Consider the following 16,455-nt stretch of genomic DNA (forward strand, 5'->3'; position numbering starts at 1 on the left):
AAGGCCACATCGGCCGCGTTTCTTCACACCCCCCTCTGTCCTGCCGGACATCTCCCCCGCAAGGGGGGAGATTGGCAGCTCGCACGACCGCGCCTTTCAAACCTTGGTGATTGGCGAAAGCCAAAACGACATCCAATCTCCCCCCTAGCGGGGGAGATGTCCGGCAGGACAGAGGGGGGTGTTCAAGCGCCGACATATCCCTCAAAACCTCGGAATGTCTGGGAACGGCAGTTTGCCGCCGGAAATGTGCATCCGCCCAAGCTCGGCGCATCGCCGCAGCTGCGGGAACACTTTTCCCGGGTTGAGCAGATGGTTGGGATCGAAGGCACATTTGACCCGCATCTGCTGGTCGAGATCGATCTGGGTGAACATTTCCGGCATCAAGTCGCGTTTTTCCACGCCCACACCGTGTTCGCCGGTCAAGACGCCGCCGACCTTGACGCAGAGCCGCAATATGTCGGCGCCGAAGCTTTCGGCCTTGTCGAGTTCGCCCGGTACGTTGGCATCGTAGAGGATCAGCGGATGCAGATTGCCGTCGCCGGCATGAAAGACATTGGCGACGCCGAGACCGTATTTTTCCGACAGCTCGCGCATGCCGGCGAGCACGCGCGGCAGCTCCTTGCGCGGGATGGTGCCGTCCATGCAGTAGTAGTCGGGCGAGATGCGGCCAACGGCCGGAAACGCCGCCTTGCGGCCGGCCCAGAAGCTCAGCCGTTCCTGTTCCGACTGCGAAATGCGGCAGGTGGTCGAGCCGTTCTTGTAGGCGATCGCCTCGACCAGCCCGATCAGATGATCGACCTCGACGCCGGGGCCGTCGAGCTCGACGATCAGCAGCGCCTCGACATCGAGGGGATAGCCGGCATGAACGAAATCTTCCGCCGCATGGATCGCCGGCCGGTCCATCATCTCCATGCCGCCCGGGATGATGCCGGCGCCGATGATGTCGGCAACGCACTGACCGCCCTGCTCGCTGGTCGGGAAGCCGATCAGCAGTGCACGTGCCGTCTCCGGCTTCTTCAGGATGCGTACGGTAACCTCGGTGACGACGCCGAGCAGCCCTTCGGAGCCGGTCATGACGCCGAGCAGGTCGTAGCCTTCCGCATCAAGGTGACTGCCCCCCAGCCGCACCACCTCGCCATTCATCAGCACCATCTCGATGCCGAGCACATTGTTGGCGGTAAGGCCGTATTTCAGGCAGTGCACGCCACCGGAATTCTCCGCGACATTGCCGCCGATCGAGCAGGCGATCTGGGAGGATGGATCGGGGGCGTAGTAAAAGCCCTCCTGCTCGACGGCGGTGGTGATGCCGAGATTGGTGACGCCCGGCTGGGCAACGACGACGCGATTGGGGAAATCGATCTCGAGGATACGGTTGAAGCGGCTCATTACCAAAAGCACCGCGTCCTCGAGCGGCAGCGCGCCGCCGGACAGCGAGGTGCCGGAGCCGCGCGGCACGACGCGGATGTTGCGGTCGTTGCAGTATTTCAGCACGCGCGAAACCTGCGCCACCGTTTGCGGCAGCACGACAACCAGCGGCAGCTGCCGATAGGCGGTCAGGCCGTCGCTCTCGAAGGCGCGCATGGAATTGGCGGCGTCGACGACGCCCTCACCCGGCACGATGATGCGCATGTCGGCGACGATCTCGTCGCGCCGGCGCATCGTGGCGTCGTCTGGTTTCGGCATGGCCAAGCCGGACATCAGCAGCCTCATTTCGCTTGACTGGTCAAAATCTTTTACCAGTGAAGCGCGTTGGGTGCAAATCCTGTGGCGGCGGGGAATCCGCTTCAAGGCTGAGGCAAGCTTCCTCAGCGGCAATCTGCCGCTCTCTCACCCTCCCCTTGTGGGGAGGGTCGCGAACGAAGCGAGCGGGGTGGGGGTCCGCGCGGCGCTCTACGAGGACCACCACCCCGTCTCACGATCTTCGCTTCGCTGCGATCATGAGCCGACCCTCCCCACAAGGGTGAGCAGATCTATTCGCCGGGCGGCTTGCCGGGCTCGGAATGCATCCGGCGCACACGGCGTACGCCCCACCAGACCAGCAGGATGGCGACAGGCACCGAAGCAGCGGTAACGATCTCCGGCGCGAAGGCATGGCCGAAGATCGAGGCGCCCTTGGCGACATAGCCGACAAGGCCGACCACATAATAGGAGACGGCGGCGACCGAGAGCCCCTCGACGGTCTGCTGCAGGCGCAGTTGCAGGCGGGCGCGGTTGTTCATCGAGGCAAGCAGGTCGCGGTTCTGCTTCTCGACCTCGACATCGACCCAGGTGCGCAGCAGCGTCGTGGCGCGGGTCAGTTTTCGCGACAGATTTTCCTGCCGCTCCTCGACCGAGCGGCAGGTGCGCATTGCGGGTGCCACACGGCGCTGCAGGAACCCGCGCCATGTGTCATAACCGGGCACAGCCTCTTCCTCGAGCGCCTCCAGCCGTTCGCCGACGATGCCGTCATAAGCGCGGCTGGCGCCGAAGCGGTAAAGGCTCGATGCCGCGTCCGCCTCCAGCTCCGCCGCAAGTTCGGTCAGATCGGCCAGCAAGGTCTGGCTGTCGCGTGTCCCGGCGACCTTCATCTCCAGCGTGGTCTGCGCCAGCCGGTCTTCGATGCGGCGGGCGCGGCCGGACAAGGTCAACGCCAGCGGCAGGCCGAGCATGGCCAGCGTCCGATAGGTTTCGATGTCGATAAGCCGCTGCGACAACGCGCCGGTGCGCGCCGGGGTCAAACCGCGATCGAGCAGCAGCATGCGGGTCAGGCCATCGCCATCCTGGCGAAAATCGGTGACGATGGCGGCGTTTCCGCGCTCGACCAGCGAGTAGCACAGACTGGTCGGGTCGAAACCGGCTATCAGTTGCTCGCTCGCTTGCGTCCATTTGCGGATTTCGAGCCTGATGCCGGAGATGCAGGTTCCCGGCGGCGAAAACCCGTTGCCGAAGGGTGAGTCCTCCTGCGTCCTGCCGCTTTCGGAAAGCGGCCCTTCCCACAAATAGGTCGAGAATTCGGTGTGCCGCTCCCAGCGCAGCGAGCCCTTGCCCCATTTCATGGCATGGTGGCGGGCCTGGCGGTCGGGCGCGGCGATGCCGAGGCGCCGCGACAGTTCGGAAAGCACCGCGTGGTCGACGCCGGAGCCACCCTCCGTCATGAAGGCGAGTTGCATCAGGACGCGTGGCTTTTCGATCAGCGGATGCGGCCGGGCATGAACCTCGCCGAGTGCGCCGGGCCGCCCCTCATGCGCGGGAAAGCCCATGACGCTGCCCTTGGCGCGCGGCTGGAATTCGAGATCGGACGGGTCGTCTGACACGGCTTGTTCCCTGGGTTCCTTGAACCCTCTTGCACGTGCGTCCCTCTAGTGCCAATGGCCTTATGACGCAAACAGCAAAGTTAGCCGAAGATGATGGCATCAGGGCGAAAAATCGGCACGCTTTTGTCAATTGGATAAATAATTTGACCAGTTGGCGAGGCAGGCTCTATTCTGCGACACCGGTTCACCTTCCAGGCATTCTGTTGAGCGACATTTTTTCCAGGATCGAGCATTCGCGCACCGCCGACGAGGTGGTGCAGCAGATCGAGAGCCTCATCCTCGAAGGCGTGCTGCGCACCGGCGACCGGCTGCCGGGCGAGCGCGAGCTTGCACGCCAGTTCGACGTATCCCGGCCGATCCTGCGTGACGCCCTGAAGGCACTGGAAGGACGCGGCCTTTTGACGACAAGGCCCGGCGGCGGCACGCATGTCGCCGATGTCATCGGCCAGCTTTTCACCAAGCCGGTGACGGACCTGATCTCGATGCACCGCAAGGCAGTGACCGATTATCTGGAATACCGCCGCGAGATCGAAGGGGTCGCGGCTGAATACGCGGCACGGCGCGCCACTGCGGACGACATGGCGCTGCTCGACAAGATCATGGCACGCATGGACGATGCGCACCGGACCGGCGACTTCGACGACGAAGCCGAGATCGATGTCGAGTTCCACCACGCGATCTGCGAATGCGCGCACAACATCATCCTTTTGCACACGCTGCGCTCCTGTTACCGGCTGTTGTCGGAGGGCGTGTTCCAGAACCGGCTGCTGGTGTTCAGCGTGCCCGGCGCGCGCGACGCCCTGCTCGCGCAGCACCGCGCGATCCATGCGGCGGTGAAGGCCGGCGATCGGGATGCTGCCCGGCAAGCGGCGATGGACCACATCACCTATGTCGAACGGTCGATGGCGGAGGCCGAGCGCAGCGGCGACTGGCAGCGCGTCTCGCGGCTGAGGTTGAAACAGCGCGTCGACGCCACCGATACAGAACCAGCACGCAAACGCTCCTAGCTATCGAGACGGGAAGCCCATGAGCCAGATCCTGACCATCGCCGACCTCAAGGACCTCGCCCGCCGGCGCGTGCCGAAGATGTTCTTCGACTATGCCGATTCCGGTTCGTGGACCGAAGGCACGTATCGGGCCAACGAAGAGGACTTCCAGAAGATCAAGTTCCGCCAGCGCGTGCTCGTCGACATGGACAACCGTTCGCTGGCATCGACGATGATCGGCGAAAAAGTGTCGATGCCGGTGGCATTGGCGCCAACCGGCATGACCGGCATGCAGCACGCCAATGGCGAGATGCTGGCGGCTCAGGCTGCGGAGGAATTCGGCGTGCCGTTTACCTTGTCGACGATGAGCATCTGCTCGATCGAGGATGTCGCCTCGGTAACCACGAAGCCGTTCTGGTTTCAGCTCTATGTGCTGCGTGACAAGGATTTCGTGCTCAACCTGATCGACAGGGCAAAGGCGGCGAAATGCTCGGCGCTCGTGCTGACGCTCGACCTGCAGATTCTCGGTCAGCGCCACAAGGACATCCGCAACGGGCTTTCGGCGCCACCCAAGCTGACGCTGACGAACATCGTCGACATGGCCATCCGCCCGCACTGGTGCGCCGCCATGGCCGGCACGAAGCGGCGAACCTTCCGCAACATTGTCGGCCACGCCAAGGGCGTCGGCAACATGGCCTCGCTGGCATCGTGGACGACGGAGCAGTTCGACCCGCATCTGTCGTGGAAGGACGTCGCCTGGATCAAGGAGCGCTGGGGCGGCAAGCTGATTCTCAAGGGCATTCTCGACAAGGAGGACGCGCTGATGGCGGCCAAGACCGGCGCCGACGCGATCATCGTTTCCAACCATGGCGGGCGCCAGCTCGATGGTGCGTCGTCGTCGATCGGCGTGCTGGAAGAGATTGCCGACGCGGTCGGCGACACGATCGAAGTGCATATGGATGGCGGCATCCGCTCCGGCCAGGATGTGCTGAAGGCGCTTTGCCTCGGTGCCAAGGGAACCTATATCGGCCGGCCATTTCTTTACGGCCTGGGTGCGCTTGGCAAGGAAGGGGTTACCAAGGCGTTGGAAATCATCCGCAAGGAGATGGACATCACGCTGGCGCTGTGCGGAAAGCGTCTTGTCACCGACATGGGCAAGGACCAGCTCCGGCGCTAAGCCCGTGACCGCGTGACCACGGAGACACCGAAAAATTGGCAGAACCCGGCATCCATTTTCTCGACGCGCATGGGCCGGAAGGTGTGCGTCTTTACGCGATCGGCGACGTCCACGGCCGGCTCGACCTGCTGGCCGCCATGCATCTGCGCATCAGGGCCGAGATCGAGCAGGAGGCGCCTGCCGACTGGCGCATCATCCATCTTGGCGACTATGTCGACCGCGGGCCGGACTCGAAGGGCGTCATCGATTTCCTGATCGAAGCGCAAGAGCGCGACCCTCGTCACCTGATGCTGGCCGGCAACCACGACATCGGTTTTCTCGACTTTCTCAAGACCCCTGACCCGGAAGGGCTTTTCATCCGGTTCGGCGGCATCCAGACGGCACAGTCCTACGGCGTGGCGATCAGTGAAGGCACAAGCGTGTGGTTCGGCAAAGCCGAATCGGCCGTGCGCAAAGGACATCAGGCCCTGGTCGAGGCCGTACCGCAAAGCCACATCGACTTCCTGCGATCGCTGCCGTTCTCCGCGATTTTCGGGGACTTCTTCTTCTGTCATGCCGGCATCAGGCCGGGTAATCCTCTGGAGAAGCAAAACCCACAGGACCTGATCTGGATCCGCGACGTCTTCCACAACCACACCGACCTCTATCCGAAGATCGTGGTGCACGGCCACACCCCGGTGCCGGAGGCGGAAGTGATGGCCAACCGCGTCAATGTCGACACGCTTGCCTGGCAATCAGGCATGCTGAGCGCGCTCGTCGTCGACGGCGCGGATAAACGCATCCTGACAATGACGATCAAGGAAGCTTGAGCGTCGCGCGTCGGAGGACGCGAAAGGCGCTTCCCGCCTTTAGCGCAGCGAGGCGGTGACGCCGTAACCGTCTACGGCATTGTGGTTGTTGGCTGCGTCGGCAGCATAGATGCCGAGACCGCACAGCACGATGGCGGACAACATGGCAAAGGACAGAAGCGCTGCTTTCACGGAGGTCATCTCTGTTGAGCTTTCTGCATCTGTGCACCAGGCGGTTACCAATGCGTTGAAACGGAGAATTCGCTTCAAAGTTTCGACGATTTTGCGCTTCTAGGCATGTTCTGTATCAACGGTGTGTCGCGCGGGTCACACAAAAGGTTCATGGCCGTTGCACAGAAGATGCAGAGCGCGCGCCTTCTAGGATGGCGGGCGGACATAAGCCAAGAATGAAACGGTTTTCCCCAGGCGGTTTCACCGCCGCGTGCCAATTATGTCACGCTGGAGGGTACGGAGAGACCAACGCTCAGATGGTTGCTACCCAGGCACGGGCAATGGCGAGGCCAGCGGCATCCGCATCGGGTCCGTTGCGGGCCATTTCGCCATCGAGCTTGCCGGCCCAGTCGGGATGGCGCGCGGCGATGGTCGGGGCAAAGGACGTGCTCCAGTCCTTGACCATCGGCCGGTCGGCCTCGAAGTGAAACTGGAAACCGTAGACGGCGCGTCCGACGCGAAACGCCTGGTTCTCGGCGACATCGTTGCCGGCGAGCCGCACGGCGGCCTCGGGCAGCACGAAGGTGTCGTCATGCCACTGGAAGATCGGGAATTTCTCCGGCAGCGCCCCCAGCACCGGATCGGCCTTGGCGTCCGCCGTCAGCGATACGCCGCGCCAACCGAACTCATTGGCGCCGCCGATGCGGTTTTCGCCGCCGAAGGCACGGGCGACGAGCTGGCTGCCGAGGCAGATGCCGAGCACGGCGCGATCCTTGTCGGCAAAATCGCGGGTCAGTTCGAGCAGCGCCGGGAAATAGGGGTACTCATCGTCGGCCAGCGCATTCTGGCCACCGCCGAGCACCACCATGGCATCATGACCGGCCGCGTCGTCCGGCAGGGGATCGCCCCTGTAAGGGAGACGCAGGTCGAGATCGGCACCCGCTTCCGCAAGTGCTGCGCCGACCTGGCCGAGGCCGGTATTGTCGTAGTTCTGGACCACCAGCACCCGCATCACAAAACCCTGCTGACATGAAAAAGATGCGACGAGCGATATCATGCCGCTCGCATTGCAGCCAAGATGCGTGTCCGGAGAGAAAACTATGCCACTGCAGAACCGGGTCGATCCGTTCGGTACCATCCACGCCGTGCCTGATCGCGGCCTGTTCACCGGCAATCGCGGCATCCTCCACGATCCCGAGACGAAGACGCTCAAGAAAAAGCGCTGGGCGCTTCAGGCCTGGATCATCTGCGTCTGCCAATTCCGCGATGTGCGGCGCGAACCGATGGGCCGCAACAGGAAGGGCGGCAAAGCGGGCTGGACCGAGCTGTTCTTCCTCGACGAGGTGACGGCACTGGCTGCCGGGCATCGCCCCTGCTTCTTTTGCCAGCGCGAACGGGCCAGGGATTTCGTCAGCCGCTTCGGCGAAGCTTTCGGCATCGCCGAGCCGCGCGCGCCGATGGTCGACAGGCCGCTGCACAAGGAGCGGCTGGCCTCGGGCGGCAGGCCGCCAGTGGTTGCGGTTGAAGACCTTGCCGGCCTGCCGGACGGCGCCATGGTCGCGGATGGCGCCACGGTTTATGCTTTGCGTCGGGGCAAAACGCTGCGCTGGTCGTTTGCCGGGTATGGGCATCCCGGCGATTTCGGCCTGCTCAACGGCAAGACACTCTCGCTGCTGACGCCGGCCACAACGCTCGCCGTGCTGGGGTATGGCTTTCGGCCGGTGTGGCATCCGACCGCCGAGGCTTGACGCCGGCAGCCGGCTCGCTCATTCCTCGGCGATGCGCGCCAATTACAAGATGCAACGTCTGTTCGTGCCCGACGATCTCGCGCCGGGCATCGAGTTCGACGCCGGCCAACAGCAGAGCCACTATCTCCTGCATGTGCTGCGGCTTGGCGAAGGCGCCGAAATCCTGGTGTTCAATGGCCGCGACGGCGAGTGGTCGGCGGCCATCGCGGCGAAGACGAAAAGGTCGGTGCGACTGAAGGTGTCAGCGCTGCAGCGGCCGCAGCCGCCGCTGCCTGATCTCATCTACTGCTTTGCGCCACTGAAGCAGGGTCGGCTCGACTATCTCGTGCAGAAGGCGGTCGAGATGGGCGCCGGCGTCCTGCAGCCGGTCATCACCCAGCACACGCAAGTGGCCAAGCCGTCGATCGATCGTCTGCGCGCCAATGTCGTCGAAGCCGCCGAACAATGCGGCATCTTGGCGGTACCTCAGGTGCACGAAGCCGAAAAATTCGACCGCCTGCTGATCGGCTGGGACACAGGGCGACGGCTGATCTTCTGCGATGAGGATGCTTCGACCAACAATCCGCTGGCCGCGCTGCAGGCGGTCAAGGAAAAGAAGCTTGGGCTGCTGGTCGGGCCGGAGGGTGGCTTTACCGACGACGAGCGCAAGATGCTGCGCGCCCTGCCCTTCGTCACCGCCATTCCGCTCGGCCCGCGTATCCTGCGCGCCGACACGGCGGCGGTGGCCGCGCTCGCGGTGATGCAGGCGACAGTCGGAGACTGGTGAAACGTCATCTCTTGCAAGGGACGGTGAGCGCGGTAAGGTTCAATTCCTGTTGACCTGTGGCTCAGGATTTTTCGCTTGATCGGCTACTGACATTTCGTCCATTTAGCGCCGGCGGTTCTCCAACCGCCTCTGAGGGCTTGATCATGGCGCGCGACACAACCGATTTCCGGCCCATCGAAGGCATCGACGAACTCGTCGAGCATCTGGCCGAAGGCAACAAGCCGCGCGACAAGTGGCGCATCGGCACCGAGCACGAGAAATTCCCCTTCTATGTCGACGGCAATGCACCGGTCCCCTATGGCGGCGAGCGCGGCATCCGCGCCATCCTCGAAGGCATGCAGTCAAAGCTCGGCTGGGACCCGATCGTCGATGACGGCCGCATCATCGGCCTGGTCGAACCGACCGGCCAGGGAGCGATTTCGCTGGAGCCCGGCGGCCAGTTCGAGCTCTCCGGCGCACCGCTGGAGACGATCCACCAGACCTGCCGCGAGGGCAACGCCCATCTGGCGCAGGTGCGCGAGATCGCCGAGCCGATGGGCATCCGCTTCCTCGGCCTCGGCGGCAGCCCGAAATGGTCGCTGGCCGAGACGCCGAAAATGCCGAAATCGCGCTACGAGATCATGACGCGCTACATGCCCAAGGTGGGCACCAAGGGCCTCGACATGATGTACCGCACCTGCACGATCCAGGTGAATCTCGACTTCGAGAGCGAGGCCGACATGCGCCGCAAGATGCAGGTGTCGTTGAAGCTGCAGCCGCTGTCGACGGCATTGTTCGCCAATTCGCCTTTCACCGAAAGCCACCCGAACGGCTTGCAGAGCTGGCGCGGCGACATCTGGCGCGACACCGACAACCAGCGCTCGGGCCTGCTCGAATTCTGCTTCTCGCCCGATTTCGGCTTTGCCGACTATGTCGAATGGGCGCTCGACGTGCCGATGTATTTCGTCATCCGCGACGACCGCTATCACGACATGACCCACATCACCTTCCGCCAGTTCATGGCCGGGGCCGCGCGCAATGAAGTGCCGGACGGGCTGCCGACAATGGGCGACTGGGCGAACCATCTGTCAACGCTGTTCCCGGACGTGCGGCTGAAGCGCTTCCTCGAGATGCGCGGCGCCGATGGCGGGCCATGGCGGCGCATCTGCGCGCTGCCGGCCTTCTGGGTCGGATTGCTTTATGATGAGGCCGCACTCGATGCCGCCGAGGCGCTGACCTCGAGCTGGACGTATGAAGAAACGCTGGCGATGCGCAACGCCGTGCCGGAACAAGGCATTTCCGCACCATTCCGCAACACCACGCTGCGCGAGATCGCGCGTGACGTGATGGTCATTTCCCGCATGGGCCTGAAGAACCGTGGCAAGAAGAACCGCGACGGCTACGACGAGACCTCCTTCCTCAACACGTTGGACGAAGTCGTGGCGCGCGGCACCACCAGCGCCGAGGAGATGCTGTCGGCCTATCACACGCGCTGGGGCGGCTCGATCGAGCCGGTTTTCATGGAATACGCCTATTAACCCTCGGATCTGGGAAAGCTGACCGGCCGGCAAAAGTCGCTTCAATCGGAAGTGGAAACAAACTAGGCTTCTTCGGCGAGGATTTCCGGAGGAGAGACCAATGCCTTCCTTGTTCGACATGCTGACGCAGGCCCAGAACGGCAACGGCATGCAGGCCCTTGCCCAGCAATACGGGCTCTCTATGCAGCAGACGCAAGCGGCGGTCGCCGCGTTGCTGCCGGCCTTTTCGCAAGGGCTGCAGCGCAACACCGCCGACCCTTACGGGCTCGGCGCCTTCATGACGGCGATGGCCAGCGGCCAGCACGCCAAGTATTTCGAGGACGCAACCCGGGCCTTCTCGCCGCAAGGCGTGGATGAGGGCAACGGCATTCTCGGGCACCTGTTCGGCTCGAAAGACCTGTCTCGCGCCGTGGCCAGCCAGGCGGCGCAAGCCAGCGGCGTCAATCAGCAGATCCTGCAGCAGATGCTGCCGGCGATCGCCTCGATGGTCATGGGCGGGCTGTTCAAACAGACGACAAACCAGATGCAGGCCGCCGGCGGTTTTGGCGGCGGCGGCAACAATCCGCTCGGCGAGATCATCGAGCAGATGATGCGGCAAGGCGGCGGCATGCAGGCCCCGGCGCCGCAGCCGCGCCAGGCGCCGCCGCCCCAGGACCCGATGGACAACCCGCTCGGCAAGGTGTTGCAGGACATGTTCGGCGGCGGTGCGCCTCAGCCACAGCCGCAAAGCCAGCCGCAGCCGCAGCCCAATCCCTACGGCGACAATGCACTCGGCAAGGTGCTGCAGGACATGTTCGGCGGTGGCGCGCCTCAGCCGCAGCCGCAAGGGCGGACGCAGCCGCAGCCTCAGCAGACACAGAGCCCCTACGGAGACAATCCGCTAGGGAAAATCTTCGAGGAGATGCTGCGGCAAGGTGGCGGTGGCTTAGGCGGCATCCCCGGCGGACAGCCGGCGCCGCAACAGCCTCAAGCGCCCCCACAGCAGCGTCAGGCACCGCAGCCACAGGCCAATCCGAGCGGCAGGCCAACGAATCCGTTCGACGACCTGTTCGGCAAGATGTTCGAGACCGGCGCCCAGCAGCGTGACGATTACCAGAAGGGCGTGGAGACGATCTTCGACCAGTTCAAGCGGGATATGGATCGGCGGTAGGCGGTCTTCGCTGAGGTAGAAAGAGAAAAGCCCGGTCCTGGGAGGACCGGGCAGAATGCAGGCGGGCCGGGGGGATCCGGCAGGGAGTGGGAGCCTGCATACTCGTCAGTCGCATCGAACCCCGAAAAGGTTCACGACCTAAACAACAAGCAACAGATCAGGCCACCTTGCGGGCGATGTCCTCGATCGTTTCGACGCGATCGCTGGCGATTTCGCGCAGCATCGCCGTCGGGTCGCGGCCAAACGGCACGTCGATGGCGACGTGCAGATCGGCGCGCGTCAGGCCGATATCGGCGAGTTCGGCGTCCGACATCTCGCCAAGGCGATAAAAGGCGCGGCGGTTTTTCCAGGCGCGATAGATGTTGGAGACAGTGTTGGCCACGCGAGTCGCAACGGCCGGACGCGAGGTGATGCGCGAGGTCTCGGTGGCGAAATCGAACGTGGTCATTGTCGGTCTCCTTCAGACTCGAACGGGCAAAGCCTTGCAATCGGCGCTGGCGACAGCGGCCGTTCCGGCTTCGATTCACATGCCTTCATGTGGACAATGCCAATTTGCCATCGAGTGATTGATTAATCCAACGAATGTTTCTAATCTTTACCATCAACACTAGTGATGGATCATGTCGATGAAATCGCCGCTCGATCTCGATCAATTGCAGACCTTCATCTCGATTGCCGATACCGGCAGCTTCACCAGGGCGGCCGAAGAGGTGCACCGGACCCAGTCGGCGGTTTCGATGCAGATGCGCCGTCTGGAGGAGCGGCTCGGCAAGCCGCTGTTCGAAAAGGACGGGCGCACCAACAGGCTGACCGAGGAAGGCGACAAGCTGCTCTCCTATGCGCGGCGGCTGCTCTATCTCAACCGCGAGACGCTGGCTGCCTTCGATGACCGGCGGCTCGAAGGCACGATCCGCATCGGCACGCCCGACGACTATGCCGATCGTTTCCTGCCCGAAATCATGGCACGCTTCACGCGCTCCAATCCGCGCGTCGAACTGACCGTCATCTGCGAGCCGACGCCGGGGCTGGTCGAGCATATCAAGCGCGGCAATCTCGACCTCGCGCTGGTGACTCACAACGACGTACGTGGCCAGTCGGAGGTGGTGCGGCGCGAACCGCTGCTGTGGGTCACCTCGGCCAACCATGCGACGCATGAGCAGGAAACGCTGCCGATGGCCTTTGGCCGGCCGAACTGCATCTGGCGGCGCGCCGCCGTCGATGTGCTCGACCAGCAGAACCGCGACTATCGCATCCTGTTCACCAGCTTCTCGGCCACCGTCATCACCGCCGCGGTGCTTTCCGGCCTGGCGATCTCGGTGCTGCCGGAATGCGCGCTGCGGCCCGGCATGCGGGTGCTGGGCGAAGCCGACGGCTTCGGCGCCCTGCCCGATTGCCGCATCGGCATCATGCGCGGTCAGACGTCGCGGCCGGAGATCGTCGATGCGCTCGCCCGCCATATTTCGGAAAGCCTGGACAATATCTCCGTGCCGGTCGGCGAAGACCCCGGGACATTCGATTTCGCGGCACTGGCCTTCACCAAGCTGCGGCGAACCAAGCCGAACCAGATCCTGCCCGGCTGGTAGGCAGGCTCAGGTATGCAGGTTATGAACGGCTGGCCCGACGCAACCGCCTTGACGCGGGCGCCCAACCGTTCCCCAATCGGCCGATGAGCGACGCAGCATCCGAATCACGCACCAACGCCGCCGAATATACGGTGAGCGAGATTTCCGGCGCGCTGAAGCGCACGGTCGAGGACGTTTTCGGCAATGTGCGGGTGCGTGGCGAAATATCAGGCTATCGCGGGCCGCATTCCTCAGGTCATGCCTATTTCGCGCTGAAGGACGACCGCGCCCGGCTCGACGCCGTGGTGTGGAAAGGCACGATGAGCCGGCTGAAATTCCGTCCCGAAGAGGGCATGGAGGTGATCGCCACCGGTAAGCTCACCACCTATCCCGGCAAGTCCAACTACCAGATCGTCATCGACAATCTGGAGCCTGCCGGCGCCGGCGCGCTGATGGCGCTGCTGGAGGAGCGCAAGCGGCGGCTACAGGCCGAGGGGCTGTTCGATGCCGGCCGCAAGCGGTTGCTGCCATTCATGCCGCGCATCATCGGCGTCGTCACCTCGCCGACAGGATCCGTCATCCGAGACATCATCCACCGCATCAAGGACCGCTTTCCGCTGCACATCCTGGTCTGGCCGGTGCGTGTTCAGGGCGAGATGTCAGGCGCGGAAGTGACTGCTGCGGTCAACGGCTTCAACGCGCTGGCATGGGATGGCGCCATCCAGCGTCCCGATCTGTTGATCGTGGCGCGTGGCGGCGGCAGCCTCGAAGACCTCTGGGGCTTCAACGACGAGGCGCTCGCCCGCGCGGTTGCCGCTTCCGGCATTCCGGTGATCTCGGCTGTCGGCCACGAGACCGACTGGACGCTGATCGACCTCGTTGCCGATGTGCGGGCGCCGACGCCGACGGGTGCGGCCGAAATCGCTGTGCCGGTGAAGGCGGACCTTGAAGCAACGCTTGCCAGCCTCGGTGCGCGGCTGAAAGCGGCGGTCCTGCGCAATTTCGAGCGCAAACGGCAGGCTGCTCGTGCGGCGGCCCGCGCACTGCCTTCGCCCGACCAATTGCTGGCGCTGCCGCGCCGACGCCTCGATGAGGCGACATCCAGGCTCGGCCGGGGCCTGTTGGTCTCCACCGAACGTAAGCGTGCAAGGTTTTTTGCCGTAAAGCTGACACCGGCAATGCTGTCGCAGCGCATTGCCGAGGCGCGGCGCACCAACGAACGCAATCTTTTGCGAGCACAAGGGGCATTGCGAACGTTGGCAAGAGCCCGGCGTGCGGAGCTTAACCGAGCGGCGGATCAATTGCCAAAATGTGCCAGGGCATCGCTGCAGCGGCACAAGCAGCAATTGACCATGCTGCAAGGCCGCATCACGATCGAGCCGACGGCACGGCGGCAACGCGTGCAGAGGGATTTGCTGACAGCTTTGACAAGACGCGGCACGCAAGCAGTGGTGCTCAGGCTGGAGCGCCTGCGCGGCCGCGTCGTCCAGGCCGACAGGCTGATGGCAACACTGTCGCACAAGGCCGTCCTGGCGCGCGGCTTTGCGCTGGTGAGGGATGCGGATGGCGCGGTGATCAAGCAGGCTGCCGATGTGGCGTCGGGAATGGCGCTTTCGCTCGAGTTCGCCGACGGCACCGCCGATGCGGTGGCGATCAGCGGCACGGCAAAACCGAAAGCCGTGGCCAAGCCGGCGGCCAAGGCCAAAGAGCCTGGCAATCAGGGATCCCTGTTCTGACACCATGACCGACAATCCGCATCATCTGACAACGCCCTCAGGCAAACCGCGCGCGCGGAATTTCGGCATCGGCTTCGACGGGCGGCCCGGACCGTTCAATGCGATCACCGACGTGCCCGGCGTGGCTGTCGGCTATGCGACGCTGATCTCGGGCGATGGCGCGCTTGTCGTCGGCGGGGGACCAGTGCGCACCGGCGTGACCGCGATCCTGCCCAGGCCGCTCGCCGACCTCGCCACGCCGGTCTTCGCCGGCATCTTCAGCCAGAACGGAAACGGCGAACTGACCGGCTCGCACATCGTCGAGGAAACCGGGGCTTTCAACTTCCCGATCACCATCACCAACACGCATTCCTGCGGTGTTTCACGCGACGGCACGCTGCGCTGGATGCAAAGCGTGCTGCCGGCAGCGCTCGACAGCGGCTGGGGGCTGCCGGTGGCGGCGGAGACCTATGACGGCTTCCTCAACGACATCAACGGTCACCATTTGACGTCAGCGCATGTTGCGCAGGCCCTCGACGGCGCCGCCGGCGGACCGATCGAGGAAGGCAGCGTCGGCGGCGGTACCGGCATGATCACTTTCGGCTTCAAGGCCGGCTCCGGCACCGCATCGCGCATCGTCGAATGGCACGGCCGTGCCTACACCGTCGGCGCCTTCGTGCAGTCTAATTTTGGAAAACGGCGCAATATCACCATTCGCGGCCTGCGCGTCGGGCCGGAACTCGTCGAGCCGGCGGTCCGCGAAGGCACACCGCGTGCTGAAAAGGGCTCGATCATTGCCGTCGTCGCCACCGACGCACCGTTCCTGCCGCATCAGATGAAGCGGCTGGCCCGCCGGGTGCCGCTCGGCGTCGCCATGACCGGCGGCTTCGGCTATCACAGCTCAGGCGACATTTTTATCGCCTTCTCAACCGCCAATGCGAGCGCAGCGCTGGCGCCCTCCGGCCGCATCGCCAGCGCCAATTTTATTCCGGACACCGATATCGATCCGTTTTTCGATGCGGTGATCCAGACCGTGGAGGAAGCAATCCTCAACGCGGTGGTTGCCAACGACGATATGACCGGACGCGACGGAAATTTCGTGCCGGCGCTGCCGAAGGCGTGGCTGAAGGAGAAGTTTGGCTGAAGACAAAAACGCGGGCCAGAAGCCCGCGCTGGAACAACGTCGCCGCTATGCGATCATTCCGCGGCTTTTCCGGGGGGCTGCTGGCTTTCCTCGGCCTCGGCGGCTTCCTCAAGCCGGGATGCGATAAGTTCCTGGATATCGCCGACTTCTTCCTGGATGTCCTCCAGCGGGATGCCGACCTCGGCCGCCTCGGCGGCGCACTCCTTGGCCAGGGTTTCGGCCTGCTTGTCGATCCTTGCCTGGGAGGACTGGCAATGGACCTTTTCGCCGATCCATCCCCGCAAGAATTCGATGGCGTGTTCACTCATACTGCTGTTCCCTGGCGGCAAAGCCGGTTGGTAATCATAAACGTCGACATCCCGCAAAGGATGCATGTCCCCATTCCAGCCGAGTCGCGGTCGGCCGGCAAGCCAATGCCGTCCAAGGTCCACAGAGCCA

Annotated in this window: 16 protein-coding genes; 10 read left to right on the plus strand and 6 right to left on the minus strand. The window is 64.0% G+C overall.

Annotation, left to right across the window (positions count from 1 at the left end):
* Positions 1–201: 201 nt before the first annotated feature.
* A complete protein-coding gene (locus tag NKH95_RS07150; RefSeq protein WP_292459771.1) occupies positions 202–1,698 on the minus strand; it encodes an FAD-linked oxidase C-terminal domain-containing protein in 1,497 nt (498 codons plus the stop codon).
* 272 nt (positions 1,699–1,970) lie between these two features.
* Complete coding sequence (locus NKH95_RS07155; RefSeq protein ID WP_352440700.1) at positions 1,971–3,293, minus strand: DUF3422 family protein; 1,323 nt, start codon at positions 3,291–3,293, stop codon at positions 1,971–1,973.
* Positions 3,294–3,496: 203 nt separating this feature from the next.
* Here NKH95_RS07155 and NKH95_RS07160 point away from each other — a divergent pair, with 203 nt between their 5' ends.
* The 3 genes from NKH95_RS07160 to NKH95_RS07170 are packed head-to-tail and all read left to right on the plus strand — an operon-like array spanning position 3,497 to position 6,265.
* Positions 3,497–4,300 (plus strand): FadR/GntR family transcriptional regulator, encoded by an 804-nt coding sequence (locus NKH95_RS07160; protein WP_352891255.1) that lies wholly within the window; start codon positions 3,497–3,499, stop codon positions 4,298–4,300.
* A 19-nt stretch (positions 4,301–4,319) separates the two neighbouring features.
* Entirely contained in the window at positions 4,320–5,456 is a 1,137-nt protein-coding gene (locus NKH95_RS07165) for an alpha-hydroxy acid oxidase (protein WP_127254774.1), read from the plus strand.
* 35 nt (positions 5,457–5,491) lie between these two features.
* Positions 5,492–6,265, plus strand: a complete 774-nt coding sequence (locus NKH95_RS07170; RefSeq protein WP_352440702.1) for a metallophosphoesterase family protein — start codon at positions 5,492–5,494, stop codon at positions 6,263–6,265.
* Between the two features lie 39 nt (positions 6,266–6,304).
* Here the strand turns inward: NKH95_RS07170 and NKH95_RS07175 are convergent, their stop codons facing one another.
* Together NKH95_RS07175 and NKH95_RS07180 are read right to left on the minus strand one after the other, a co-directional pair.
* Complete coding sequence (locus NKH95_RS07175; RefSeq protein ID WP_013893872.1) at positions 6,305–6,436, minus strand: hypothetical protein; 132 nt, start codon at positions 6,434–6,436, stop codon at positions 6,305–6,307.
* Between the two features lie 292 nt (positions 6,437–6,728).
* On the minus strand, positions 6,729–7,427 hold the full coding sequence (locus tag NKH95_RS07180; RefSeq protein WP_127292765.1) for a type 1 glutamine amidotransferase: 699 nt from the start codon (positions 7,425–7,427) through the stop codon (positions 6,729–6,731).
* Between the two features lie 88 nt (positions 7,428–7,515).
* On the opposite strand from NKH95_RS07180, the gene NKH95_RS07185 reads away from it, so the two are divergent.
* From NKH95_RS07185 to NKH95_RS07200, 4 genes are all read left to right on the plus strand, one after another.
* Entirely contained in the window at positions 7,516–8,163 is a 648-nt protein-coding gene (locus NKH95_RS07185) for a hypothetical protein (RefSeq protein ID WP_128302576.1), read from the plus strand.
* A 31-nt stretch (positions 8,164–8,194) separates the two neighbouring features.
* The gene (locus tag NKH95_RS07190) at positions 8,195–8,929 is read left to right on the plus strand and encodes a 16S rRNA (uracil(1498)-N(3))-methyltransferase (protein ID WP_352891257.1); all 735 of its coding nucleotides are present in this window, start codon (positions 8,195–8,197) and stop codon (positions 8,927–8,929) included.
* 143 nt (positions 8,930–9,072) lie between these two features.
* Positions 9,073–10,446, plus strand: a complete 1,374-nt coding sequence (locus tag NKH95_RS07195; protein ID WP_127292773.1) for a glutamate--cysteine ligase — start codon at positions 9,073–9,075, stop codon at positions 10,444–10,446.
* Positions 10,447–10,546: 100 nt separating this feature from the next.
* Positions 10,547–11,596 carry a DUF937 domain-containing protein gene (locus tag NKH95_RS07200; RefSeq protein WP_352891259.1) on the plus strand — a complete coding sequence of 350 codons (1,050 nt, stop codon included), beginning with the start codon at positions 10,547–10,549 and terminating at the stop codon, positions 11,594–11,596.
* Between the two features lie 157 nt (positions 11,597–11,753).
* On the opposite strand, the gene NKH95_RS07205 is transcribed toward NKH95_RS07200, so the two are convergent.
* Complete coding sequence (locus tag NKH95_RS07205) at positions 11,754–12,044, minus strand: DUF1127 domain-containing protein (protein ID WP_127254768.1); 291 nt, start codon at positions 12,042–12,044, stop codon at positions 11,754–11,756.
* Positions 12,045–12,222: 178 nt separating this feature from the next.
* Here NKH95_RS07205 and NKH95_RS07210 point away from each other — a divergent pair, with 178 nt between their 5' ends.
* The 3 genes from NKH95_RS07210 to NKH95_RS07220 all read left to right on the plus strand — a co-directional run bounded on the left by NKH95_RS07210 (position 12,223) and on the right by NKH95_RS07220 (position 16,017).
* Positions 12,223–13,179: a LysR substrate-binding domain-containing protein gene (locus tag NKH95_RS07210; protein ID WP_063170125.1), complete on the plus strand. Its 957-nt coding sequence runs from the start codon at positions 12,223–12,225 to the stop codon at positions 13,177–13,179.
* Between the two features lie 83 nt (positions 13,180–13,262).
* A complete protein-coding gene (xseA, locus tag NKH95_RS07215; protein WP_352891260.1) occupies positions 13,263–14,894 on the plus strand; it encodes an exodeoxyribonuclease VII large subunit in 1,632 nt (543 codons plus the stop codon).
* A gap of 4 nt (positions 14,895–14,898) precedes the next feature.
* Positions 14,899–16,017: a DmpA family aminopeptidase gene (locus NKH95_RS07220; protein WP_352440708.1), complete on the plus strand. Its 1,119-nt coding sequence runs from the start codon at positions 14,899–14,901 to the stop codon at positions 16,015–16,017.
* A gap of 53 nt (positions 16,018–16,070) precedes the next feature.
* Here NKH95_RS07220 and NKH95_RS07225 read toward each other — a convergent pair whose 3' ends face one another.
* Complete coding sequence (locus tag NKH95_RS07225) at positions 16,071–16,325, minus strand: DUF768 domain-containing protein (RefSeq protein ID WP_023809040.1); 255 nt, start codon at positions 16,323–16,325, stop codon at positions 16,071–16,073.
* Positions 16,326–16,455 lie beyond the last annotated feature (130 nt).

The organism is Mesorhizobium sp. M0848 (genome assembly GCF_040319805.1).
In the GTDB taxonomy this organism is placed as follows: Bacteria; Pseudomonadota; Alphaproteobacteria; order Rhizobiales; family Rhizobiaceae; genus Mesorhizobium.

Excerpts from the sequence above, each read along its gene's own strand:
- NKH95_RS07210 (WP_063170125.1), top strand. The coding sequence starts at position 12,223 with ATGAAATCGCCGCTCGATCTCGATCAATTGCAGACCTTCATCTCGATT.
- NKH95_RS07200 (WP_352891259.1), top strand. The coding sequence starts at position 10,547 with ATGCCTTCCTTGTTCGACATGCTGACGCAGGCCCAGAACGGCAACGGC.
- NKH95_RS07165 (WP_127254774.1), top strand. The coding sequence starts at position 4,320 with ATGAGCCAGATCCTGACCATCGCCGACCTCAAGGACCTCGCCCGCCGG.
- NKH95_RS07190 (WP_352891257.1), top strand. The coding sequence starts at position 8,195 with ATGCGCGCCAATTACAAGATGCAACGTCTGTTCGTGCCCGACGATCTC.
- NKH95_RS07150 (WP_292459771.1), bottom strand. The coding sequence starts at position 1,698 with ATGTCCGGCTTGGCCATGCCGAAACCAGACGACGCCACGATGCGCCGG.
- NKH95_RS07225 (WP_023809040.1), bottom strand. The coding sequence starts at position 16,325 with ATGAGTGAACACGCCATCGAATTCTTGCGGGGATGGATCGGCGAAAAG.
- NKH95_RS07205 (WP_127254768.1), bottom strand. The coding sequence starts at position 12,044 with ATGACCACGTTCGATTTCGCCACCGAGACCTCGCGCATCACCTCGCGT.
- xseA (WP_352891260.1), top strand. The coding sequence starts at position 13,263 with ATGAGCGACGCAGCATCCGAATCACGCACCAACGCCGCCGAATATACG.
- NKH95_RS07220 (WP_352440708.1), top strand. The coding sequence starts at position 14,899 with ATGACCGACAATCCGCATCATCTGACAACGCCCTCAGGCAAACCGCGC.
- NKH95_RS07180 (WP_127292765.1), bottom strand. The coding sequence starts at position 7,427 with ATGCGGGTGCTGGTGGTCCAGAACTACGACAATACCGGCCTCGGCCAG.
- NKH95_RS07195 (WP_127292773.1), top strand. The coding sequence starts at position 9,073 with ATGGCGCGCGACACAACCGATTTCCGGCCCATCGAAGGCATCGACGAA.
- NKH95_RS07185 (WP_128302576.1), top strand. The coding sequence starts at position 7,516 with ATGCCACTGCAGAACCGGGTCGATCCGTTCGGTACCATCCACGCCGTG.